The following is a 22,640-nucleotide window of genomic DNA, read 5'->3' as shown; positions in this document are numbered from 1 at the left end:
GGGGGGTCACCCCTTTCTGGCGATGGACATCCTGGCAACGGCATCGAGAATTTTCTGCATGCCATGCTTTTCGGCCAGCGAGGCCAGTCCGATCTCCAGTTCTTCCTGCGCCACCTCTTCCTCACCCTCCTCTTCCCTTTCTTCGAGGGTCAGCGCATCCGTGATACACCATTTGACGCACAGGGGTTCGTCCTCGCCCTCGCACATATCGCATTTCAGGGGCAGGCCGGAATCGGGTTCTTTGAAATCGGCCCTGGACGGGCACGGTGCCCGGCAGAATGTACACTCATCGTATTCCTTGCCGTCGATCACGTACTTGTCCCTGCCGGCGCATTCGGCACCCGCCGTCTCGCCCCCGTAGACCGGGATGTAAATATCTTCCAGGGGCTGGCGGACCACCCGGATACGGGACCGCGCCGGATTGTTGCTGCTGTATTTCGGCATGGCGTGGAAGGCGGAACATATCATTTCACAGGCCCGGCAGCCATTGCACTTGTCGGCATCAATTTTTATCGTTTTGATGATTTTCTTTTTCTTCTCACCAGTCACGACGACACCTCCTTCTCCGCCGGAGATTCCGGTGAAGGTGGTTCTCCATGGTCTGAATAGACCCCTCTTTTTTCGAAATCCTCGAACACGTAATCCAGGCCCAATTCATGCAGCGATTCTTTGGTGGGAATGCCTTGAGGGTTCCATCCCTTGAACTGGTAGTAGGTGTCCAGAAGCTCCTTTTCAAGCTCGGGAAACCGCTTCTTCCAGTGGTTCTTCGGGGGCTTATCGTCTTTTCTGCGCATGCCCCTTCTGGTGTTGATGGCCCTGACCAGCGTCCGGTAGCGCTTGGCAGCCTGCGTCAGGCGGTCTTCATCCATCTCGATCCCGGCACCCGCGGCGATAAACTTGGGATAATTATGAATGTGATACGGCGGCTTGAGAGGAAATGACGACAGACCGGCGCACATGCCCAGGGCGTCATCGATGTAGTGCATGCGCTCTTGCCAGTCGACGATGTCGCAGCACATTTCCGGCGTCGGGTAATAGGGTATGGATTTTTCTCCCCGGGGTTCCCAGTCCAGAAAATACTGTTTGAACTTTTCATCCGGGACCTGGAACCAGTCTTTTACAAAAGCTTCCCGTTGCTCCATTTTGGGAAAGGGCGCCTGAGGGAACTGCCCTTCGATCTGGGTAATATTCATCTTCTCGCCGGTGGCATACATGAGAAAATAAATCGGATTGAGCATGGACAGCTTGAGCGGCAGCTGTTCGTGTTTCTTGATGTTGTTGTGGGCGTACGCCTCGGCGCCGTTGCCGATCTGCCGGGCGGCCCAATAGGTCCCATTGGCCAGAACGTCGCCGATGCCTTCCCGCCGGACGATTCGGTCGAGAAGCCAGTGAAAGCGCCCCTCATTGTCCGCCGGCATCCCGGGGAAATCGTCGTCGGTCAGGATGCCGTTTTCGTATAGCTCGAGGGCAAAGGCCATCACCTGCGGGGTGGAGAACCCGTCCACCCCGTATTCCGTGGCGCTCTGGGCGATGCCCAGCCCGAATTCCAGATCCGAAAATGCCGCCATGGTATAGGTCAGCTTCGAAAAGCATTTCATCATGTAGGTCGGCAGGCCCGGCGGGGATATGGTCGCCCCGCAGGTCATCGGGCAGTTGTAGCAGCTGATCAGCCGCGTGCGCATGCGGTCCATCGTCTCCGTCCACTCCCGGGCGACGTCGTCGCTCCAGAACCCTTTTCTGCGGACGCGCGAATTGCCCCACATGAAATTCTCGGTATGCCACTTTTCATCATGGACTTTCATCTCCTGCGGTGAGCCCAGTCCCGCCAGAATGGGCATGACCCCCGGAATCGGATTTTCATTGCGCAGTTTTATATAGTCCAGCACTTCGTTGCACAGGGCCATGAATGCTTCCGGCCGGGCGAGATGAACGTCCCGGGTGCCACGAACGGCAATCGCCTTCAGTCCTTTGTCTCCCATCACGGCCCCGATGCCGCCCCGGCTGGCGCTGGAGCGGCCCTGCTCGATGGAGGCATAATAGACCCGGTTTTCGCCGGCCAGGCCAATCGCCGCCACCTGGGCTTTGGGCTCCTTCAACTCCCGGCAGATCAGGGTCGCGGTTTCAACGGCGCCTTTCCCCTGCAGATGGGTGGCGTCCCGGATTTCCACCTTGTCGTCCTTGATCCACAGGTAAACCAGATCCGGGGATTTGCCGCGAATAACCACTTTATCGTAACCGGCATATTTGAGCTCGGGCGCCCAGAACCCGCCCATCATCGAAAAAGCCATCAACAGCGTCTGGGGCGAAATCGTGGAAACGATGGTCCGGTTGCATCCCGTGGCCGGGGTACCGCATAACAGGCCGGCGGCGAATATCAGCAGATTGTCAGGAGAAAAAGGATCGACGTCGGGGGGCACGCGATCCCACAGGATCTTGGCATTGGTCCCCAATCCCCCCAGATAAAGTTCGGTTTCTCTCGGGTCCGTTGCCACCCGCTCGATATTCCCGCGGGTCAGGTCGATTTCCAAGTTAAACCCTGTCTCTGCGTACCTCATGATGTTTCCCTTCTATGTTCCCGGATTCCACGGCCTGCGGGTTGAACCCGGCTGCAGACGACGGATGTCATCCGTCCTTTTTCCGCCGCGATCAATCGATTCGAATGATTTTGACATGCTTGCCCACCCAGTCGGGGGGCAGATAGATACGACCGGTTTTTCCACTCGGCCTGACCTCCTTTTCAATCATCTCTTCCCCGTAAACCCTGAACTCGGCCCTGGGACGCGTGCCGGGCGGTTCCTGCGCATTGACGGTCGCGGCGGGATCCAATTTTTTTTTCCGGGGGGCCATAACCCTTCCCATTCGGGGGAACCTGTTGTTTTTTTCAGATCCATATCTACCGGCGGCTCAGATGAATACCAGTCCACGTTCTTTCTGATTCTGCCGACGACCCGCTCTGATCCGGGAGCCGGTTCTGCATAAAGGCTATAACTTAATCACATAGTAGCTATAAAGTAGTTATGAAGTTGCCCGAAAATTGTCAAGAAAAAAAGTTACCAAACCCTGGCCAGGCGGCCGCCCACTGATGATTTTTATTTCTTAAAAATTATGAATTTTTTTTCTTAATTTGCCCGGTATCAACGGCCCACCATCCGGCACCATTTTTTATCTAATTGAAATTGCATGATTTTCTCTATTTGGAACAATACCATCAGATTGGTCCGTTTCTTGATAGATAGGGTGTCAGATTGCCGGCTCCAGCGGCCACCTCTGCGGCAAGCCACGGCTTTTCCCTGGCCGCAGCATTCGGCCTGCAGGGCGAAGGGCCCGACACTGGCCGGTCAACCCGTCACCCCCCAAAGGGCCGATGACGAATTCGACCATCATAACGATCCTTGTGGTGCTGATCACGCTTTTCCAGCCCTGCCCGGCGGCTGCGCTGCGCGAACGGATTCCGACCGTTGACCACGAATTGCATGCCTGGCTGGCACCGATCGCACAGATGGAGGAAAACAGGCTGGCCGGGATGGGACGTAACCCGTTGCACCCGTTGGCGCGATTCTACCGCCAGGTCGGCTTTCAACCGGTGTGGAACGGCCCCGCCGGTCTGCTGCCGCAAGGTGAAATCCTGCTGCATCTGATGGCCCTTGCCGCCAGAAACGGTCTCTTTATTGATGACGCGCCACCGGTCCCCCTGAACCGCATGCCCACCCAGGAAATTTCATTCGCCGATGCGTCCCCCCTCCCCCGGCTGGCGCCTCATATCCAATTCGATGTGATGCTCTCGGCCGGGCTGCTTCGCTATGCGCAGGACCTGAACCGGGGCCGGGTCATGCCTGAAACCGTCTCAAGTCAATGGCTCGCCTGGCGGCGGCCGCAGACCAGAGATATACCCGTCGAACTGGCACGGGCATTGGCCGAAGATCGGCTGGCGGCCTATGTCGGGTCTCTTCACCCCGTCAACCCGGCATATCAGGGTCTCAGAAAGGCGCTGGCAGGGTATGAACGGATCCGGGCGGAAGGGGGATGGCCAACCGTCCCGCCGGGCCCCGCACTTCGCATGGGGGACAAGGGGCCGCGTGTCGAGGCGCTGAAGCGCAGGCTATGCAAAACGGGAGACGGTCCCGGTGATATGCTCATGGTGCCTGCCGGGTATGACGGTACCGTGGAAGCCGCCGTAAAATCCTTCCAGCGACGCCACGGTCTGCGTATCGACGGCCTGGTGGGCGAACGCACCCGGGCGGCGCTCAACGTTCCCGTGGGAGAACGCATCACCCGGATCAAACTCAACATGGAGCGCTGGCGGTGGTTCCCGGACGATCTTGGCGACCGCCATCTGTTGGTGAACATCCCCGCTTTCGAACTGAGGGTGGTGGAAGCCGATACGACCGTCAAACGCCTGCGTGCCATTGTGGGTCGAAAAAAACGACAGACACCCGTCATGTCCGGCCGGATCGCCTACCTGGAATTCAATCCCTATTGGAACATCCCCCAAAAAATCGCCCGCAGGGATATTCTGCCCAGGGTGATCGCCGATCCGGCGTATCTGATCCGGCAGGGCATCCGGGTATTTGACAGCTGGGATCGCCAGGCACGCGAGCTGGACCCGTCGGGCATTCAATGGGAACACCTGTCAGCCCGCTATTTTCCCTACCGCCTCCGGCAGGACCCCTCCGGCATGAATGCGCTGGGACGGGTCAAATTCATGTTCCCCAACCGTCACAGCATCTACATCCACGACACACCCGGCAAAGCCCTTTTTAACCGCCAGGGCCGCAGTTTCTCATCCGGATGCGTGCGGGTGGAAAGGCCCATGGTGCTGGCACACCATCTGCTGAGCGACCAGGGATGGGATCGGGACCGTCTGGAAGCCGCCACCGAGATGGGGCAACGGAAAACCGTGCTGCTCGAGCGGCCGATTCCGGTACATCTGGTTTATTTTACGGCCTGGGCCGATGCGGATGGAAGGGCCCATTTCAGGAAAGACATCTATGGGCGGGACCGGAAACTGTTACAGGCCATCGAACCGGAGGGTTCCCGTCTGGTGGTGTGCAGCGGCCACCGGGCACAAAGCCTGCTGTCGGCGGTATGCCGCCCGTTGAAAACGGGCCCCGGCACACCGGCTGATGCATCAGGAGGCGCCGCCCTCTCTACCAAGCCGGCCGGCGAAGTGGCAGGCCACCCAATGACCGGTATCTGACCGGCCGAATGCTTCCAGGGCCGGCGTTTCAGTTCGGCAGCGCCCCCTGGCATAGGGGCACCGCGGATGGAAATGGCACCCCGGCGGCGGGTTGATGGGGGACGGGACGTCACCGGAAAGCATCGGCGGCGACACGTTTTTCTTCAATGGATCCGGATCGGGAATGGCCGCAATCAGCGCCTGGGTGTAGGGGTGAAGGGGCGATTCATAAAGCACCCCCGCCGCTGCCCGTTCGACGATGCGGCCCAGGTACATGACCGCAATTGCGTCCGATACATGTTTGACCACGGCCAGGTCATGGGCAATGAACAGGTAGCTGAGGCCCAGCTCTTTTTGAAGCGCCAGCAGCAGGTTGAGGATCTGGGACTGGATGGAAACATCCAGGGCCGATACCGGCTCGTCGCAGACCACCAGCTTGGGATTGAGGGCGATAGCGCGGGCGATGCCGATGCGCTGTCGCTGTCCGCCGGAAAATTCGTGGGGAAAACGGCTGGCCGCATCGGGGGCCAGGCCGACCCGTTCGAGCAGGCCGGCGACCGAGCGGGATCGTTGGGCAGGCGTTCCGATGCGGTGAATGATAAACGGTTCGGCGAGAATATCCCCCACCGTGTGTCGGGAATTGAGGGATTCGAAAGGGTCCTGAAAGATCATCTGCAGCTGGCGGCGGGCCGCACGCAGTGAGGGCGAACCCACCTTCAGCAGATCCTGCCCCTCAAAGATCACCCGCCCCCGGGTGGGTTGGTAGAGCCTGAGAATACAACGGCCCACGGTGGTCTTGCCGCAGCCGGATTCACCGACCAGCCCCATGGTTTCGCCACGTTTCACCGTCAATGAAACGCCGTCCACGGCATGCACCTGCCCCACCCGTTTCCGCAGCACGCCGCCGCGGATGGGAAAGTGCATCTTCAGGTTTTGCACGCGCAGCAGCGCTTCACCATCGTCTACGGTCAAGATAACCTCTCAATACAGGCCTGATATCGTTAGGATGAGCCTTTTGAAATGGGCTCCTGCCTTTCGAGCAAAAAGCATCGTGCCCAGTGGTCCCCGTCCAGGACCACCGGCCCGGGCGCCTCTTTTTTACAGCGGTCCATCACATGGGGGCATCGGTTCTGGAACCGGCACCCGGCGGGCAGTTGCGCCAGGCTGGGCACGGTTCCCCGGATCACCGGCAGCACACTTTTGTTTTCCGATGACAGCCTGGGCATTGAAGCCAGCAGCCCCTGGGTATAGGGATGCCGCGGGCGCTTGAACAGCGCGCCCACCGGAGCATGTTCCACAATCTGCCCGGCATACATGACGGCCACGTATTCGCAGATCTGAGCGATAACCCCCAGTGCGTGGGTGATGAAAAGCACGGCCATGCCGGTTTCGGCCTGCAGGTCGGCAATCAGCTCAAGAATCTGGGCCTGGATGGTCACATCCAGCGCCGTGGTCGGTTCGTCGGCGATGAGCATATCCGGTTTCCCGGCCAGGGCCATGGCGATCATCACCCGCTGACGCATGCCGCCGGATATCTGATGGGGATAATCATCCATGCGGACCCGGGCCTCGGGGATGCCCACCCGCGACAGCAGGGCCACGGCCGCTTCGACCCGCCCGGCGGCGTCTATGTCCTGGCGGTGCAGGGCGAACACCTCCAGCAGTTGCCGTCCGATTCGGTGGACCGGGTTCAATGCGGTCATGGGTTCCTGGAAGATCATCCCGATGCGCCGTCCCCGGACGCGTTGCATCGCATCGGGAGCCAGTGTCACCAGATCCGTGCCGTCCAGTCGGATGGCGCCGCTTTCGATCACGCCGGCCGGCCGGGGCAAAAGCCGCATGATGGACAGGGCGGTTACGCTTTTTCCGCAGCCGGATTCACCCACCAATCCCAAAATGGTTCCGGCGTCCAGCGAGAAGCTGACCTGATCGACCGCCCGCACCCGTCCGGCCTCGGTATCAAATGCGGCCACCAGTCGGTCAACGGTCAGCAGGGGGTCTGAAGGGGTCTTGGTCATGATCCACCGATCCGATCAGGGTTTATAGGTCCGGTCCACCGCGGTGACCGGGTCAAAGGCAATTTTGTCGGCCATGGCCCGCCGGGTCTGTTCGTAACGCGACGGGTCGAACCAGAACAGGCCGCCGCTCCCGCTGCCGAACGGGTCGAACAGGCTGCCTGAGGTGCGGGTGGCCGGTGGGTCGGGCAGGCGCCACCACCGCCAGTAGACCTCCCTGAAATAGGGAACCATGAAGGTGGGCACGTAAGCCCCGATCTCGTGGACCCGGACCTGAATCCGATGGGCCAGGTCGATGCGTTCGGTCTCGTCCAGCGAGTTGCGGTAGGCATCGATCAGGCCATCCATTTCCGGGTCGTCGGTATTGGTAACGTTATTGGTCTGGCCCTTGTGGGCATTGGCCGAGTGCCAGAACTCCCAGAAATGAGGCCTGAGCCCCGTGCTCCACCCCAGCCAGGCCACGTCATGTCGCTTTTCCAGGATCTTTTTGAACGCCGTCGAGGGATCCAGTTTAAGCAACTGCAGCTCGATGCCCGCTTTTTTGGCCTCTTCCTTGAGCACCACCAACCGTCCGGTGTGGTCGTCGCGGTAATAGACCACCTCCACACTGAACCGCCGCCCGTTTTTTTCCCAGATACCGTCGGGGCCGCGCGCCCACCCGGACCGGGTCATGTAGGCCGCCACCTTGCCGATATCGTAGCGCCGGGCCCTGACGGCCGAATTGGTGTAGGGGCCGTACCCCACGTAAGCACTCTCCAGACGGAAGTAATCGTTGCGCAGGACCTGGGTGATCACCTTCTCCACGTTCATGGCGTGGGCAAAGGCATAGCGCAGGTTGACGTCCTTGAAAATATCCCGGTCCATGTTCATCCACAGCCCCATGGCCGATTGGGGGGTGTCGTTGAAAAACCACATTTTATGCACGTACCCCTTTTCCACCACCGGGGTGCGGGTCTTGATGTGCCAGTACTGCGGAATCGTCGCCGGGTAGACATCCAGCTTGCCCTTTTTAAAATACTCCCACTGAAGGTTGGGGTCTCGGATCACCTTGAACAGCACCGTCTCCACGTTGAACCGGTGCTTGAAGTAGCGCAGGCCATCCCCCCACCAGCCTTCCTTGCGGGCAAAACGAACATACCGCCCTTTCTTGAAGCGGTCGATCTGGTAGGGTCCGGTGTTCGGCACCACGGCCCAGTTGGTTCGACGGATGAAATCTTCTCCCAGGGGATCGAAAAAATGCCGGGGTGTGGGGCTGATGCTGATTTTCAGGTGCAGATCCGGCTGGGCCTTGGCACCCACCACCGCCAGGGTGTGGTCGTCAAAAACCACGACGCGGTCGATCTCGCTGGCGTAGTAGTCGTTGTACCAGGGCGCCACGATATAAGGTGAACGCATGAAATCCAGGGTGTAGGCAAAATCATCGGCCGTGACCGGCACCCCGTCCGACCATCGGGCCTTGGGGTTGATCTTGAAATACATGGTCTTCTTGTCGTGCCCGAAAGCCCAGTGGGTGGCCAGTTCCGGAATGATGTTCAGCGTGTTGGGGTGGATGCCGGTCAGGCTCAGCTGGTTGCCCAGGATGGCGCTCCGAAAACTGGTGTTGGAATCGGGCCCCACCACCCGAAAGGTCAGCGGGAACGATGCCAGGGCCTGGTGCAGGGTGCCGCCCCGCTGCGCTCCCGGATCGGCAAACACCGGGGCGCTGTCGTTGGTGAGCCATTCGATGCCCTCCGGCAGGGGCTCACGCGGTGCCGCGGGTGCCGGTTTGGGCGGCGTTCCGTTTTCCGTATCCGCCCCCCTCTCCCCTCCCGTCGATGTCGTTTCCGGGGAACAACCGGGAATCAGGATAAGAAGCAGCACCATCAGGCAAAGCCGGGAAACCGCACGCCAGCGACGGTCGGCGGCAACGGCGCCGGAACGGGGGCAGCAACGGGCCACCTCTGGCAGCCGGGTAAGGGTCTTCGTCATCACTCGTAAACCGTGTGCATTTTCGGGTCAAAGGCCTCCCGGACCGCTTCCCCCACAAACGTCACCGCGACCAGGGTCACCACCATAGCTGAAATCACCGAGAAGCCAAGCCACCAGGCACTGAAGTTGGCCCAGGCCTGCTGGAGCAGTTCCCCCCAGCTGGGCGTGGGGGGCGGCAGCCCGAACCCCAGATAATCCAGGGACGTCAGGGCGACGATACCGCCGGAAATGGAAAACGGAATATAGGTGACGATAATCGACACGGTATTGGGCAGGATGTGACGGAAGATGATCCGCAGGTCCGATGCACCCAGTGCCCTGGCGGCCAGCACATAATCACGGGCCTTCTCCTTGTAGGTCACCGTTCGAATGGTCCAGGTCATGCCCATCCACCCGAAAATGACCATGATGGCGATCAGCCACCAGAAGTTGGGGACCACGATGGACGAAATAATGATCACCACGTATAGAAACGGAACCGTCGACCAGATCTCGATAATGCGCTGCAGGAGAATATCAAACCAGCCGCCGAAATAGCCCATGGCGCAACCGATACTGATCCCCACCACATAGGTCGACACCAGCAGGACCAGTGCAAAAAGGATGGCGATACGGAAGCCGTAAACCAGGCGGGCCAGCACATCCCGGCCGGACGTGTCAGTGCCCAGGTAATGGCGGCGCTGGATCGACGGCGGCTCAGGCGGCAGGATGTCGGGGCGCAGGTCGTTTTCAAAGGGGCTGTAGGGGACCGGCGGAAGCAGCACCCAGTTTCCGGTCGACTGCGACCGGAATCGGTCGGCCAGGTCCCGGTAGTCGGTCTCGTAGTCGTAATCCAGCCCGAAGGCCTTTCCCGGAATGATGTCCCCGTATGTGGGGAAATACCAATTGTCCTGATAGCACACAATCAGGGCCCGGTTGCTGACCAGCAGTTCAGCCCCCAATGAGGCCAGAATCATGGTCACGAGCAGGATAAAGGCATAATAGCCGCGCTTGATGGCGACAAACCGCTTGAGCTTTCTTTTTGTCAGGGGGCTGATGGACATCGTCGTTTCGCTATTCGAATTTTACCCGCGGATCCACGGCTGCCACGCACATGTCGGACAGAATGTTTCCCACAAGGAACAACACGCTGGAGATGGCCAGCACCCCCATGACAACGGGGTAGTCGCGCTCGACCACCGATTCGTAGCCCAGCAGGCCCATGCCGTCGATGTTGAACACCTTTTCCACCAGAAAGGATCCGGACAGGATGACGCTGATATTGTTGCCGAAGGTGGTGGCAACGGGTATCAGGCTGTTTCTCAGGGCATGGCCGAAGACGGCCCGCCGGAAAGTGAGCCCCTTGGCCATGGCCGTTCTCACATAATCTGCCGCCAGGTTGTCCATGAGGGTGTTTTTCATCAGAAATGTCATGAAACTGAAGGCGCCGATCAGGTAGGCGGTCAGCGGCAGCAGCGAGTGCCATGCCAGGTCGATGGTTTTTTCCCAAAAAGACATGGTGTCAAAGTTCTCACTGACCAGTTCTCCCAGCGGAAAGATCTCCCAATGGGAGGCAAACACCAGGATCATCAGGATCCCCGCCACCCACCCGGGGATGGCATAGCCCACGAAAACGAGAACCGAAGATGCGTCGTCAAAGGCGCTTTTGTGGCGGATGGCCTTGGCGATGCCCAACGGGATACAGACCCCGTAGGTGGCAATCAGGGTCAAGAGGCCAAAATAAAGGGAAATGGGAATCCGTTCGCGGATCATCTCCCATACCGGGTCGTAATAGCGGGTGGAAATGCCCAGATCGCCACGCACCAGTTTTCCCAGCCAGGAGAGGTAGCTGACGAACACCGGTTTATCGAACCCGTAGTACTTTTTCAGCAGGTCGATCTGATCGTCGGACAGCGGCTGGCGCTGAACCGTTTCGGAAACGGCCGCGCCGCCCCCTTCCAGTGCCTGCTGCTGGGCCTGTGCGATGATCCGTTCGATGGGCCCGCCGGGAACGAACCGGGTAATCACAAAAATCAGTATGGTGATACCGAGAAATGTGGGCACGATCAGCAAAAATCGACGGATAAAATAAGCGGTCATGGCAATATGGTTTCGTTATGGCGGCAGGCAACCGTTCCCCATTGGGTGTACCCGATAAATGAGGACGAAAATCTTTTTTTATTGATAAACGATCATACATCAATGACTCTTCCTTTTCAAGAAACCGCCGGCAATGCGTTTTTTTTTGAGGCTCATCGACAATGTCGTGCGCCGGCAGGAGAACCGGCGTCAACGCAAGGTCCCCTGGATTAAGGGCACGACGCCAATCGCCGGCACTTGACTTGGGGCGGTCTTGCGTCCTATTTAAACGGTACCACTGCACCTGTGTTTTCCTAAACGGCCCGTAAAACTCAAAAAAGGACCTCACCCAATGATCGAGCAAGACCATTCCACACCGAAGGCGGAAATCGACGAACGCATTAAAAAACTCCAGCGGCGGCTGATGGCGGCAGAGATTGACGGCGCCCTGATCCTGCAGAACACGGATCTTTTTTATTTCTCGGGAACCATCCAACAGTCGCACCTTTACATACCGGCGCAGGGCAAGCCGCTGCTCATGGTCCGCAAAAGCCTGGCACGCGCCCGGTCGGAATCCCCTCTGTCACGGATCGTCCCGCTGAACAGCCCCAAAGCCCTGATGACGCTGATACAGGACAGCGGCCTGAAGCCACCGGCGGTAATGGGCATGGAACTGGATGTCCTGCCGGCCAACAATTATTTTTATTACCGGAAGCTGTTTCCCGACCTGGACGTCCGGGATGTATCCCTTCCCATCCGCATGGTCCGGGCCGTCAAATCCGATTATGAATTAGCCCTGATACGGGAAGCGGCCGCTTTCTCCGACCAGGTGGCCGAAGCGATGCCCACCCTTTTGAAGGCGGGCATGACGGAAATCGAACTGGCCGGTTTGGTTGAAGCGCAGGCCCGCCGGCTGGGCCACCAGGGCATCGTTCGCATGCGGCTGTGGGGCGCCGAGATGTTTTATGGTCATCTCATGGCCGGTCCCGCCGCCGCGGTTCCCAGTTACCTGGCGTCTCCAACAGGTGGTGCAGCGGTCAACGCCGCCGTGGCACAGGGGCCGAGTTTCAGAAAAATTCGTCGCAACGAACCCATTTTACTGGACTATGTGTTTGCCTGGAAGGGGTACATCAGCGACCACACGCGAATATACACGGTCGGCCGCCCCCCGCAGAAGCTGGTGGCGGCCCATCATCATATGCTGGACCTCCAGGAGCGAATCAAAGCCATGGCGACGCCGGGCACCTCGGCCGGCCGGCTCTATTCGGCGGCGATGGAAATCGCCGCCGAAAAAGGCCTGAGTGAGCATTTCATGGGTGCCGGTTCAGACCGGATACAATTCATCGGCCACGGCGTGGGGCTGGAACTGGATGAATTCCCATTTATTGCCAGGGGACAGGAAACCCGATTGGAGGAAGGAATGGTGGTCGCACTCGAACCGAAGCTGATCTTTCCCGGAAAAGGGGTTGTCGGAATCGAGAACACCCACGTGGTCTCGAAGGACGGTCTCGATCAGTTGACCCATGCCGAGCAGGGCATTGTATCGGTGTAGGATCGGGATTCGGCGCCGGCGGGTTTCATCAAACACAAAAAGGGAGCAGAACCGATCTGCTCCCTTTGTAAACGAACGGATGGAGAATATTAACGCTTGGAGAATTGGAAGCGGGCCCGGGCGCCCTTCTGTCCGTATTTCTTTCTCTCTTTTTCTCTCGGGTCGCGCTTTACGAAACCGGCCCGTTTCAAGGAAGGCCTCAAGTCCGGGTCAAACAGGATCAATGCCTTGGTGATGCCATGACGAACGGCGCCGGCCTGGCCGGAAATACCGCCGCCGTGAACTTTGACCTTGATATCAAAGGCGTCCAGATTATTGGTCAGGGCCAGCGGTTGACGCAGGATGGTCCTCGCCGTGCTCACGGTAAAGTACTCATCCGCAGGTTGACCGTTAACAGTGATGACGCCCGTGCCGGGTTTGATCCACGTTCTTGCGATGGCACTCTTTCGTTTTCCGGTAGCGTAATTTAATTTTTCTGTTGCCATGAAATTCCCCAGTAATCAACGTTATTCTATGGTTGCCCTAAACTGATCAGATGCTCATCGTTTCCGGTTGCTGGGCCTCATGAGGATGCTGATCCCCGGCATAGACCTTAAGCTTTTTGAACAGCTTGCGTCCCAGGCTGTTTTTGGGAAGCATTCCCTTCACGGCGAAACGGATCACATCCTCAGGACGTTTTTCGATCAGCTTTTTGGCGGTAATGGTTTTCAATCCGCCAATGTAGCCGCTGTGACGGTAGTAATTTTTCTGCTCCATTTTTCTGCCGGTCAGTACGATTTTCTCGGCATTGATCACGACCACCGAATCCCCCAGATCTGCATGGGGTGTATAAAGCGGGTTATGCTTGCCACGCAGTGTGGCGGCGACCTGGGAGGCCAGCCGGCCAAGAATGGCACCTTCGGCGTCGACGACCCACCATTTGTCCAGATTGTCAGAATTTTTTGCGCTGTAAGTATATTTTTTCACCGTTTCAGCTCCTGTTCGTTTCTTAGAATCAGGGACTATTAATAGATATTCCCATGGGTGTCAAGGAAAAAAGTTGGGCCAGCGGGGGGTCCCGTGCTGTCAGGCAGTGCTTTCAAATGGCGGATTGCATGCCGACCCCTTATCCATGTTGTTGTCGTTGTCATCACCAGAAAACGACCTCATTTCTTCCACCCCGGGGACCTTGCGCCCATCTGCCATCAATTGGAAAATGGCCGCCTTGTTGTCCGGGACCTTCCGGGTTTGACATCGGCGATCAATTCTGCAATGAATCCGAAACAATGGATCACATTGAAATCGAGCTGAAATTCCACATCTCCGATTTTGACGACCTGCGGGGTCGTTTCCTGGATCTCGGCGCCCTGTGCATCCGCCGGCAAACCCTCGAGATCAATGCACGCTACGACACCGGGGACAACCGACTGCTGGAGCGCCACTGTCTGCTGCGATTAAGAAAAGACGTGGGTGCGACCCTCACCTTCAAGTCCCCGCCACCGACAGCCGGCACCCGTTTCAAACGTTTCCGGGAACTGGAAGTCGGCGTCAGCGATTTCGACACCATGGAGGCCATCTTGAATGCCCTGGGTTATCGCCGCCGCCAGACCTACGAGAAATGGCGCGAAACCTGGCAGGCGGAGGGCGTCACCTTGTGCCTGGACACCATGCCCTTTGGCCGGTTTCTTGAGATCGAAGGCGAACCGGATGCCATCATGCTGATGGTCCGCGACCTGGGACTGCAATGGGATCGTCGGATCCTTTACAGCTACCTGGGAATATTCGAAGTCCTGCGCGAAAAGGAAGAGCTCCCGTTCCGTGACGTGACCTTCGACAATTTTAAGGCCGTCAGCATCCCCTTCGAACGTCACTGCCACCGGTTCGAAACGGGCGGCACGGACGGCCGGTGAAATTGGCCGCGCTATTTGGGGTTGGCCGGACGGGTGCAGGTCACCCGGGCATCCAGGCGGCCTCCGGCCTCAACGACCAGGTCCCCGCATAAAATTTCGCCGGTGCATCTTCCCGTGGCAAGAATCACCAGTTGCCCCGAGGTTTCCACCCGGCCGTCAAAGCTGCCGCCCACCGTCATGGTTTCGACTCTGGTGTCTGCCGCGACTTGTCCCTCTTCACTGATAACCACGCTTTCGCCCACAAGGGTGCCTTTGACCATGCCCTTGACCACCAGGTTGCCCTTGCCCTCCAGGGACCCGTCGACGGTCATCCCCTTGTCGATGATGGAAAATGTATTGCCCTTGTCCTTCACATCCGCTCTCCTGATAACGGTGTCCCATACTGGGGTTCAATCCGGCCGGATGATTTTCCCCCGCAGGGTTAGAATCGGGACCGGGTGTCTTCTTCTTTTACCGGTTCAACCGGGTCGGTCAGCGATGGGTCATCGACCGGCACGGCCGCCGGACCCGACGGCAATGCAGCGCCGGCAGCGGCATCCGGGATGGCGGCGGCCGGCCCTTTACCCGGTGCCGGTCCCGAGTCCCCGCCGGGTGCCGGGGACGCAGCGGGCTCAGGGGGTGCCGGCGGCTGAACGGCTTCAGGCGGTGATGCCGGCGGCGCCGGTTCGGCCGCCGGTTTAGGCTCCGGCTCGGGTGCAGGTTCGGGCTCCGGCTTCGGTGCAGGAAGATTGATCGTAAAATCTTTGGTTGAAATCAACCTGCCGGAAGTATCGAACACATAAACGGCCGCATGTTTGAAGGCGGAGGGGTCCGCCTGCCCGGCAGCCTTGATCTCCATGTCTCTGAATCTGGAGATCTTGAATGCCTGCCCCCGTTTTCCGTCGGGCTTGCCGTCCACCAGAGTGACACCTGGCATGCCCAGCCAGGTGGCGGCATCGGCAAGGTCATTTTTCAGCACCACCACACACCGGCCGGCGACCGGCGACGACCGGGGGCCGGTGTTCTTTACCCGGAATCGCGCCAGCAGGATCTTCTTTGCGGCGTCGTGGGTCACCTCAAGATCACCGATTTCCACGGCCGGCTTCTCCGGTTCGGGCGGCGCCGGAGCCTTTTTTTTCTCCGGCGCGATCGCTTGAACGGGATCGGGGACGGTTGTCGCGGCAGCTTTCTCGACAGCCGAATCAGTGACCATCGGGCCGGCAGCGATTTCAGAGGCGGGCTTTTTCCCACCGTCCCCGTTGGTGCCATCGGCAGTTTTCCCGGGGGCCTGCCGGGGGATACGCGCCGTTCGCCGGGGGACCGGCAATCCCGCTTTTTCCATTCGGGCTTCGGCCAGAACCAGTTCAGCAGCGATCAATTCATGCTTGCTTTTGTAGTCGACCATCTGGCGGCTGGCATCGGCCAGTTGCAGCGAGGTCCGGTGATGCCGGACTTTTTCGGCAGTCAGCTGCCACGCCAGACCGGCACAGAACAGTGCCAGGACAATCAGCAGAATCAACAGCGCCAGCAGCATCCCTTTGACGCGCTTGAAGGGGATGATTCGTCCGTCGTCCGCCACCAGCAAAAGCTGCCACCGCTTTTCGGGTTTTGCCATGATCAGGCTTTCCTCAGGTATCCGTCGGTCATCCTTGTCCCCCCGGCGGGTGACCGGTTGAGGCCGGGCCAACCCGCACCACATCATTTTTCTGAGCGTTCAGTACCTGCCGTGCGTTGCCGCAGCGCACCGAAATTTCCAACAGCCCCCGACTGCCGACCAGGGCCAGCGGTGCCCCCTCGGCCGCCTGGTCATAAAACGCCACAAGGCCGCCTATCGGTTTGCCGGCCAGTTCCACCACGATCGGTTTGCCACCCGCCTGCCGATGCAACCGGTCGATGGCGGCGGCATCGATGGTGGTCATCAAATTGCCGAATCGATCCGATGCCACCACCGCGCCGACGACAGTATCCGCCGAAGCGAAACGACACCGGGGAACCACTCCGGAAACCATGCTTGGCCGGTCAACGATCGGCCCCAGTTCGTTCAACGGCAATCCGGCGGTCAGATGGGCGGCCACGGGGGCGAAAATATCCCGGCCATGAAACGTATGGCTCACCGCGTCCAGACAGTAGCGCGGATCAGCCACCCGGACAACCCTGCCGACCGGTTGAAGGGCCATTACGCGCTCTAACAGGCCATTGTCCGGCACCACAAAAAGATGCCCGCCGCATTCCACAGCCAGGATACGGCGGCTGCCGCCCACACCCGGGTCCACCACCGCCACGTGAACGGTTCCGTCAGGGAAATAGGGGGCTGCGGCAGCCAGGACAAACGCCCCGTGGACCACATCCTGGGGGTCGATATGATGACTGATATCCACGATCCGGACATCCGGATTGATGCCGGCAATCACGCCCTTCATGACGCCTGCGTACTCGTCCTGGACGCCGAAGTCGGTGAGCAGGGTAATCAGGCGCATCGCACTAAAAGAGCTTCTGCTGCATGGGCACACCCAAATGGCGATAGGCCGCCTCAGACGTCCGTCGCCCCGATGAGGTGCGGATCACCATGCCGATCTTGAGCAGGTAAGGCTCCACCACATCCACCAGGGTGTCGGTCTCCTCCTGGAGGGTGGCGGAGATGGCCTCAATGCCCACCGGCCCGCCGCCGTAATAGTCGATGATGGTTTTCAGGTAGCGGTGATCCAGCCGGGTCAGGCCCTGGTGGTCCACCCCCTCCAGCGCCAGGGCAGCCTCTACGGTCGACTTCGAAATGGTACCGTCGCCGCGCACCTGGGCAAAATCCCGGACCCGCTTCAAGAGCCGGTTGACGATCCGGGGCGTCCCCCGGGAGCGTTTGGCCAGTTCCAGGGCACCGGGCGGGTCGATGGCCACATCCAGCAGGGCGGATGACCGGGTGGTGATGTGGACCAGGTCATCGAGGCCGTAAAAATCGAGACTTCGAAAAATGCCGAACCGGTCCCGCAGCGGTGCGGAGAGCAACCCGACCCGCGTGGTGGCCCCGACCAGGGTAAAGCACTTCAGCCGGTAGCGATGGCTGCGGGCATGGATCCCCTTGTCGAAAACAAAATCCACGGCAAAATCTTCCATGGCCGGGTAGAGAAATTCCTCCACCGTTTTGGGTGTCCGGTGGATTTCATCCACGAAGAGGACGTCCCCTTCACTCAGGTGCGTGAGTATCCCGATCAGGTCCCCGCCTTTTTCCAGTGCCGGCCCCGATGTCACGGTCAGCGTCCCGCCCATCTCATTGGCAATGATGTGGGCCAGGGTGGTTTTCCCCAATCCCGGCGGGCCATGAAAAAGGACGTGCTCCAGGGGTTCGCCTCTCAACTTGGCGGCTTCGATGGCTATTTTCAGGGTTTCCACCACCTCGGCCTGCCCCACGTAGTCATCCAGCCGTTCGGGACGCAGGGACAGGATATCCGGGTCCCGGTCGTCGGACTGCAGGGCACCGTCGACGATGGTCATGTCATCCGAGCTGTGAGTGAGAATTCGATCAGGCATCTGTGGGTCCACAAGTTGAGGTCAACCGTCTCTGCACCGTCAGTTCAGGCAATGAAGATCTTACTGCCGCTGCCCCCGGTATATTTCATCGAACAATTGTTCAGCCGTCGAAATGGCGCTGTCACGTTTCACGGCGTCAGCGATCATCTGCCGGGCGTCGGTGGTTTTGTATCCCAGCTGTGACACCAGAACATCCATTACCATCTGTACAAAATCCTCATCAACCGGGGCGGGACGACCGTCTGTCTCATGCCTGATGAGGGCGAACCGGTTCATTTTACCCTGCAGCGAGGCCACAATTTTATGGGCCGTACGAGCACCGATGCCGCTCAATTGCTTTAAGGTCTTGACGTCACCGCTCTCGATGGCATGGGCAATATCTCCCACCGAAATATTCAATGCCTTTACAGCCTTTATCGGCCCGATGGCCTCCACGGAGATGAAATACTGGAAAAATTCCTTTTCGGCCTCCAGGTTGAAACCGATCAGCACCGGTTTGGGCTGCCGCTCCGTCTGATAGTAATAGATGTACAGGGACACCTCATCGCCGATGGCTTTCGGCGCAAGGGTCTCCATGACCACCACCGGGACAAGGACTTCATATCCCACCTGATTGACCAGGAGCAGAATCCGGTCCTGCTCCTTTTTCATCAATCGCCCCTCAAGGTATCCGATCATCTTTTTTCAGCCTGCCCGATAATATATCCCCGCCGAAGGCGACGGAGATTTTTATTTTTCGTCAACGCCCCCGGCACGGTATGCCGCCGGGATGAGGATGAAGTCCTGCATCAGAATGCGTTCATGGCATCCTGGGGTTATGCCGGAACAGACCGATCAGGGCCAATCCCAATGCATCCGATGCATGGAAGGGCCGGATGGGTGTCGGGGCGCACAGGGTGCTCCGCACGGCCCGTTCCAGCTGCTCTTTGGTGGCGTTGCCATTCCCGGTAAGAATCTGCTTGGCCTGACGCACCGGGACTTCCGTCAAGGAGACGCCCGACTGGGTACCCGCCAGCAGCAGTACCCCGCACACCTTGCCTAAAACGATACCTGACTTGGGATATTTTTCAAGGGAAAAGACATCCTCGAGAACCATGAGATCGGGCTTCTCGTCGGCCAGAACACGGGAGATCTTCGTATAGATCTGCTCCAGCCGGCAGGCGACAGGGTCCACTTTCGACGTTGAAATGTTGCCGTAGGCATAACCGTGAACCTTCAGCCCGCTGCCGCGGACGATCCCGATGCCGGTGTCCGCCAGGCCGGGATCAATGCCGATCACCTTGATCATCGCCGGTTATCGCATCCTGCAACACCGTTCGGCCTGCACGGTCGAGGGAGGGGTGCCCGGGTTCGGGCATCGCAAGGGTTACAGGGATTCCAGCTTTTGCTTGGCGATTTTGGATTCATTGGTACTGGGGTGTTTGGCAACCAGTTCTTTGAGCACCAGGCGGGCATTGTTGGTTTCTCCGATATTCAGGAAAGCGAGCCCCTGTTTGAGCAGCGCGGCGGGGATCTTGTTGCCGTAAGGATATTTCTCGATCACTTTCTGGTATTCAAGAATGGCTTTTTCATACCATTTTTCCCGATAATAGGTTTCTCCGATCCAGAACTGGGCGTTGTCCGCCTGCGGCGACGTTGGATAACCGGTGATCAGTTTTTCAAAACCGTTCCTGGCGGCCTCGAGGTTTCCGGCGTCAAATGATTTTTTTGCCTCCAGGTAAAGGGCCTGGTCCGATGCCGGTCTGGGGGCAGCCGCGGAGGAAGAAACCGGCGTTTTGGGCTTCTGAGCCTTGGCGCCTTCCAGGTTGAGGTACTGATCGATCGAATCCAGGCGTTTTTGAACGGCCGCCGTATCCGTGGCCATCCGGTCCATCCGCTGGCGGTTCTTGACCTGGTTTTCTTCAAAGCGTCCAAGCTTTTGTTTGAGCAGGTATTCCACCTCTTCGAGGCGGCCGGAAAGCATCTGGGAGGCTTCCTGCTGGCGCTGCATCTGGGCAGCCAGCCCGGCATATTGTCCTCTCAATGCAAGCTCGTCGTCCCGGCGGGTCTGATCCAGCCCATCGACCCGGCTGGAGATGTTCTCTTTGGCACGGAGCATATCCTGATTGACTTTCAGCAGTTCGCGATTCTGCTTTTCCAACTCCATATTTCTCCGCTCCAGAGTGGAAAGGCGGTGGTCAAGTGTATAAACATCATCCTGAAGCGCACAACCGCAAAGCAAAACGGCCGCCACGAAACCTATCCATAACGTTTTGTCTGGCATGATCACCTTCCCGTCAAGCTGTCGGGCCTGAACGGTCCGCAGGGGATCCGCACGGCACCGCCCCAATAGAATATGCAGCAACGGCTCAGGGTCAGGCCGGTTGCTGCATATTCGGTGGGTGTCAAACAAGAACGGCTGCGCTGCACCGCCCCGGAAACCATCCTCGGGACGGCGTTGCACCGGCTGACCCTTACGACGAACGGATCAGCCGGACACCGCGGGTCAACAAAAAAAACGATGAAAAAGCTACTCCAGAACGAAACTGGCGCGGCGGTTTTTGGCCCACGCCTCTTCGTTCTGGCCCATATCAACAGGCTTTTCCTCACCATAACTGATGGTGGTCAGGCGCGTACCGGAGATTCCCAGGTTAACGAGAAATGTTTTCGCACTTTCTGCACGGCGTTCGCCCAGGGCCAGGTTGTAGGCGTTGGTGCCCCGCTCATCGCAATGCCCTTCGATGACGACGTTGGCATCGGGGTTATCCCGCAGCCACATGGCTTTTTGTTTCAGCAGTTCCTGAGCCTGATAATCCAGACTGGCGTTGTCAAAGTCAAAATAGACATTTTCGTTGAGGAAACGGTTCTTGGCCATCATCATATCCCGTGCCATTGCATCTGCCTTGAGCTGTTCGGCACGTTCGGCGGCCAGCCGTTCCTCTTCCAGCTGCTTCTGGCGTTCCAATTCTTTCTGTTTTTCCAGCTCTGCCTGACGGGCGGCCTCGTCGGCAGCCGACGTATCCGTCGTTGACGGCTCTGCGACAACGGTTTTCTTGGCACAGGAAACACTAAACAACATGGCTGGAATAACAAACAGCATGGCCAGAATGATCCACTTTCTTTTCATCATCTTCTCCTCCTTTTTCGTGTCCAGATAAAATCATGGGTTTAAGATATTCGGGGACCACTTGGGGTTGCTTTGCTCACCGGGCAAAGTGAGCAGGCGCCTCTGGTCGGTTCCGTAAGCGGTCATCGCATAAATCCTGCTTTTTCCCTCCCTCGTCGAACTGAACGCAATAAGGCTGCCGTCGGGAGCCCATGACGGTGCCTCGTTATTTCCCTGGTTTTCCGTGAGCTGAGTCGGCTCGCCGCCTTCGGGGTTGATGGTAAAGATATCGATGACGCCATTGTGCATGGCGGAGTAAGCGATTCGGTCACCTTTGGGGGACCAGCTGGGCTGAGTGTTGTAGCGCCCTTCAAAAGTCAGCCGCTGAGCCCTGCCAGAAACGGTATCGAAAATATAAATCTGGGGATTACCTGATCGTTTGGACACAAATGCCATACGTTTGCCATCCGGAGACCACGTCGGTTCAACGTCGATCCCCACGCTACTTGTCAATCTTTTAATCACTTTCCCATTTCCGGTCAACAGATAAATTTCCTGGTCACCTGAAAAGGAGAGGCTCGCCGCCAGTTCAAACTTGCCGGGAACCCATGCCGGTACCGCCTGGAGCCCCGGTTTGTTGATTCTTGCCGTTCGTTTTTCCGTCACATGTTGAATGCGGATCTCAGGCCCCTTGCCCGCATAGGTCGTGTAGGCGATCCAGCGGCCGTCCGACGACCAGTCCGGAAACAGCGAGATGCTGTTGTGGCGGGTAAACCGTCGGACATCGCTGCCGTCAAACGCGCACTGGTATATCTCCTTGTGTCCGGAACCGTTTGAGACAAAGGCAATCTTCGAGTCGAAGAAACCTCGGCTGCCGGTGATGGCGAACACCACCTCGCTGCCAAACCGCCGGGCAACCTGGCGATGATCATCGGCGCTTCCCCGATACCGTTTTCCCACCACCATCTTCTGCTTGACCGTGTCGAACAGGCGAAGTTCGAATTCAACCCCCCCGTCACGAGCCACCACGCCGCCGGTGACCAGCAGTTCGGCACCAATGGCCGTCCAGTTCCGGAAACGGATGCCGGACCCGGTGATGTTCATCGTCTGCGGGTCTTCAAGGAAGGCGTCCGGGTCGCTGATGGTAAAATAACCGGTAAAGGTGAGATAATAGGCCAGACGCTCCGATGTGGCCCTGGCCACGGACATGGCCGCCGGGTCCTGGGCGGCGGCTTTAAACGTCGGCACGGCAATGGGGGTTTTCCTGAGAAAAGGATTGGATATATCGATATAATTATACTGCGCCGCAAAGGTCGGCCATGGTAAAAGCATGGCGATCAGCATGGGCAAGACAAGGGTCAGGGGGCGTCGAATCATGCGATAAAGGTGTCCTTTT

Annotated in this window: 22 protein-coding genes; 3 read left to right on the top strand and 19 right to left on the bottom strand. The window is 58.6% G+C overall.

Annotation, left to right across the window (positions count from 1 at the left end):
- Positions 1-6: 6 nt before the first annotated feature.
- From DSCA_RS31250 to DSCA_RS31240, 3 genes are all read right to left on the bottom strand, one after another.
- Positions 7-549, bottom strand: a complete 543-nt coding sequence (locus DSCA_RS31250; RefSeq protein ID WP_155320145.1) for a 4Fe-4S dicluster domain-containing protein — start codon at positions 547-549, stop codon at positions 7-9.
- The gene (locus DSCA_RS31245; RefSeq protein ID WP_155320144.1) at positions 546-2,555 is read right to left on the bottom strand and encodes an aldehyde ferredoxin oxidoreductase N-terminal domain-containing protein; all 2,010 of its coding nucleotides are present in this window, start codon (positions 2,553-2,555) and stop codon (positions 546-548) included. Before DSCA_RS31245 ends, DSCA_RS31250 begins: the two co-directional genes overlap by 4 nt.
- A gap of 91 nt (positions 2,556-2,646) precedes the next feature.
- Positions 2,647-2,847 (bottom strand): DUF2080 family transposase-associated protein, encoded by a 201-nt coding sequence (locus DSCA_RS31240; protein WP_155320143.1) that lies wholly within the window; start codon positions 2,845-2,847, stop codon positions 2,647-2,649.
- 517 nt (positions 2,848-3,364) lie between these two features.
- Here DSCA_RS31240 and DSCA_RS31235 point away from each other — a divergent pair.
- Positions 3,365-5,197, top strand: coding sequence for a L,D-transpeptidase family protein (locus DSCA_RS31235; protein WP_155320142.1), 1,833 nt, complete (start codon positions 3,365-3,367; stop codon positions 5,195-5,197).
- On the opposite strand, the gene DSCA_RS31230 is transcribed toward DSCA_RS31235, so the two are convergent.
- From DSCA_RS31230 to DSCA_RS31210, 5 genes are read right to left on the bottom strand one after another with little or no spacing between them, the layout of a single operon-like run.
- Entirely contained in the window at positions 5,129-6,148 is a 1,020-nt protein-coding gene (locus DSCA_RS31230; protein ID WP_155320141.1) for an ABC transporter ATP-binding protein, read from the bottom strand. The two genes, DSCA_RS31235 and DSCA_RS31230, sit on opposite strands and share 69 nt — an antisense overlap.
- A gap of 29 nt (positions 6,149-6,177) precedes the next feature.
- The gene (locus DSCA_RS31225; RefSeq protein ID WP_155320140.1) at positions 6,178-7,194 is read right to left on the bottom strand and encodes an ABC transporter ATP-binding protein; all 1,017 of its coding nucleotides are present in this window, start codon (positions 7,192-7,194) and stop codon (positions 6,178-6,180) included.
- 15 nt (positions 7,195-7,209) lie between these two features.
- The gene (locus tag DSCA_RS31220) at positions 7,210-9,159 is read right to left on the bottom strand and encodes an extracellular solute-binding protein (protein WP_231716328.1); all 1,950 of its coding nucleotides are present in this window, start codon (positions 9,157-9,159) and stop codon (positions 7,210-7,212) included.
- On the bottom strand, positions 9,159-10,202 hold the full coding sequence (locus DSCA_RS31215; RefSeq protein ID WP_155320139.1) for an ABC transporter permease: 1,044 nt from the start codon (positions 10,200-10,202) through the stop codon (positions 9,159-9,161). Before DSCA_RS31215 ends, DSCA_RS31220 begins: the two co-directional genes overlap by 1 nt.
- A gap of 10 nt (positions 10,203-10,212) precedes the next feature.
- Positions 10,213-11,238 carry an ABC transporter permease subunit gene (locus DSCA_RS31210; RefSeq protein WP_155320138.1) on the bottom strand — a complete coding sequence of 342 codons (1,026 nt, stop codon included), beginning with the start codon at positions 11,236-11,238 and terminating at the stop codon, positions 10,213-10,215.
- 331 nt (positions 11,239-11,569) lie between these two features.
- Between DSCA_RS31210 and DSCA_RS31205 the strand changes: the two genes are divergently transcribed.
- Positions 11,570-12,769: a M24 family metallopeptidase gene (locus DSCA_RS31205; RefSeq protein ID WP_155320137.1), complete on the top strand. Its 1,200-nt coding sequence runs from the start codon at positions 11,570-11,572 to the stop codon at positions 12,767-12,769.
- An 89-nt stretch (positions 12,770-12,858) separates the two neighbouring features.
- On the opposite strand, the gene rpsI is transcribed toward DSCA_RS31205, so the two are convergent.
- The gene (gene rpsI, locus DSCA_RS31200; RefSeq protein WP_155320136.1) at positions 12,859-13,254 is read right to left on the bottom strand and encodes a 30S ribosomal protein S9; all 396 of its coding nucleotides are present in this window, start codon (positions 13,252-13,254) and stop codon (positions 12,859-12,861) included.
- Positions 13,255-13,300: 46 nt separating this feature from the next.
- Positions 13,301-13,735, bottom strand: coding sequence for a 50S ribosomal protein L13 (rplM, locus tag DSCA_RS31195; protein ID WP_155320135.1), 435 nt, complete (start codon positions 13,733-13,735; stop codon positions 13,301-13,303).
- A 299-nt stretch (positions 13,736-14,034) separates the two neighbouring features.
- Here rplM and DSCA_RS31190 point away from each other — a divergent pair, with 299 nt between their 5' ends.
- Positions 14,035-14,658 (top strand): class IV adenylate cyclase, encoded by a 624-nt coding sequence (locus tag DSCA_RS31190; protein WP_167528038.1) that lies wholly within the window; start codon positions 14,035-14,037, stop codon positions 14,656-14,658.
- 11 nt (positions 14,659-14,669) lie between these two features.
- Here the strand turns inward: DSCA_RS31190 and DSCA_RS31185 are convergent, their stop codons facing one another.
- The 9 genes from DSCA_RS31185 to tolB all read right to left on the bottom strand — a co-directional run bounded on the left by DSCA_RS31185 (position 14,670) and on the right by tolB (position 22,621).
- A complete protein-coding gene (locus tag DSCA_RS31185; RefSeq protein ID WP_155320133.1) occupies positions 14,670-15,011 on the bottom strand; it encodes a bactofilin family protein in 342 nt (113 codons plus the stop codon).
- Positions 15,012-15,079: 68 nt separating this feature from the next.
- On the bottom strand, positions 15,080-16,252 hold the full coding sequence (locus DSCA_RS32160; protein ID WP_174784005.1) for a hypothetical protein: 1,173 nt from the start codon (positions 16,250-16,252) through the stop codon (positions 15,080-15,082).
- A 28-nt stretch (positions 16,253-16,280) separates the two neighbouring features.
- The gene (locus DSCA_RS31175; RefSeq protein ID WP_155320132.1) at positions 16,281-17,114 is read right to left on the bottom strand and encodes an SAM hydrolase/SAM-dependent halogenase family protein; all 834 of its coding nucleotides are present in this window, start codon (positions 17,112-17,114) and stop codon (positions 16,281-16,283) included.
- Between the two features lie 4 nt (positions 17,115-17,118).
- A complete protein-coding gene (gene ruvB, locus DSCA_RS31170) occupies positions 17,119-18,159 on the bottom strand; it encodes a Holliday junction branch migration DNA helicase RuvB (RefSeq protein WP_155320131.1) in 1,041 nt (346 codons plus the stop codon).
- Between the two features lie 60 nt (positions 18,160-18,219).
- Positions 18,220-18,837 (bottom strand): Holliday junction branch migration protein RuvA, encoded by a 618-nt coding sequence (gene ruvA, locus DSCA_RS31165; protein WP_155320130.1) that lies wholly within the window; start codon positions 18,835-18,837, stop codon positions 18,220-18,222.
- A gap of 121 nt (positions 18,838-18,958) precedes the next feature.
- The gene (locus DSCA_RS31160; RefSeq protein WP_155320129.1) at positions 18,959-19,447 is read right to left on the bottom strand and encodes a crossover junction endodeoxyribonuclease RuvC; all 489 of its coding nucleotides are present in this window, start codon (positions 19,445-19,447) and stop codon (positions 18,959-18,961) included.
- Between the two features lie 78 nt (positions 19,448-19,525).
- Positions 19,526-20,422: a tol-pal system protein YbgF gene (gene ybgF, locus DSCA_RS31155; protein WP_231716327.1), complete on the bottom strand. Its 897-nt coding sequence runs from the start codon at positions 20,420-20,422 to the stop codon at positions 19,526-19,528.
- A gap of 246 nt (positions 20,423-20,668) precedes the next feature.
- Positions 20,669-21,268, bottom strand: coding sequence for a peptidoglycan-associated lipoprotein Pal (pal, locus tag DSCA_RS31150; RefSeq protein WP_155320128.1), 600 nt, complete (start codon positions 21,266-21,268; stop codon positions 20,669-20,671).
- A gap of 30 nt (positions 21,269-21,298) precedes the next feature.
- Complete coding sequence (gene tolB / locus DSCA_RS31145; protein WP_155320127.1) at positions 21,299-22,621, bottom strand: Tol-Pal system beta propeller repeat protein TolB; 1,323 nt, start codon at positions 22,619-22,621, stop codon at positions 21,299-21,301.
- Between the last annotated feature and the right edge of the window lie 19 nt (positions 22,622-22,640).

It is taken from the genome of Desulfosarcina alkanivorans, assembly GCF_009688945.1.
Taxonomy (GTDB): Bacteria; Desulfobacterota; Desulfobacteria; order Desulfobacterales; family Desulfosarcinaceae; genus Desulfosarcina; species Desulfosarcina alkanivorans.
The sequence above is the reverse complement of the archived record's forward strand: the minus strand, read 5'-3'. Positions and strand labels throughout refer to the sequence as shown.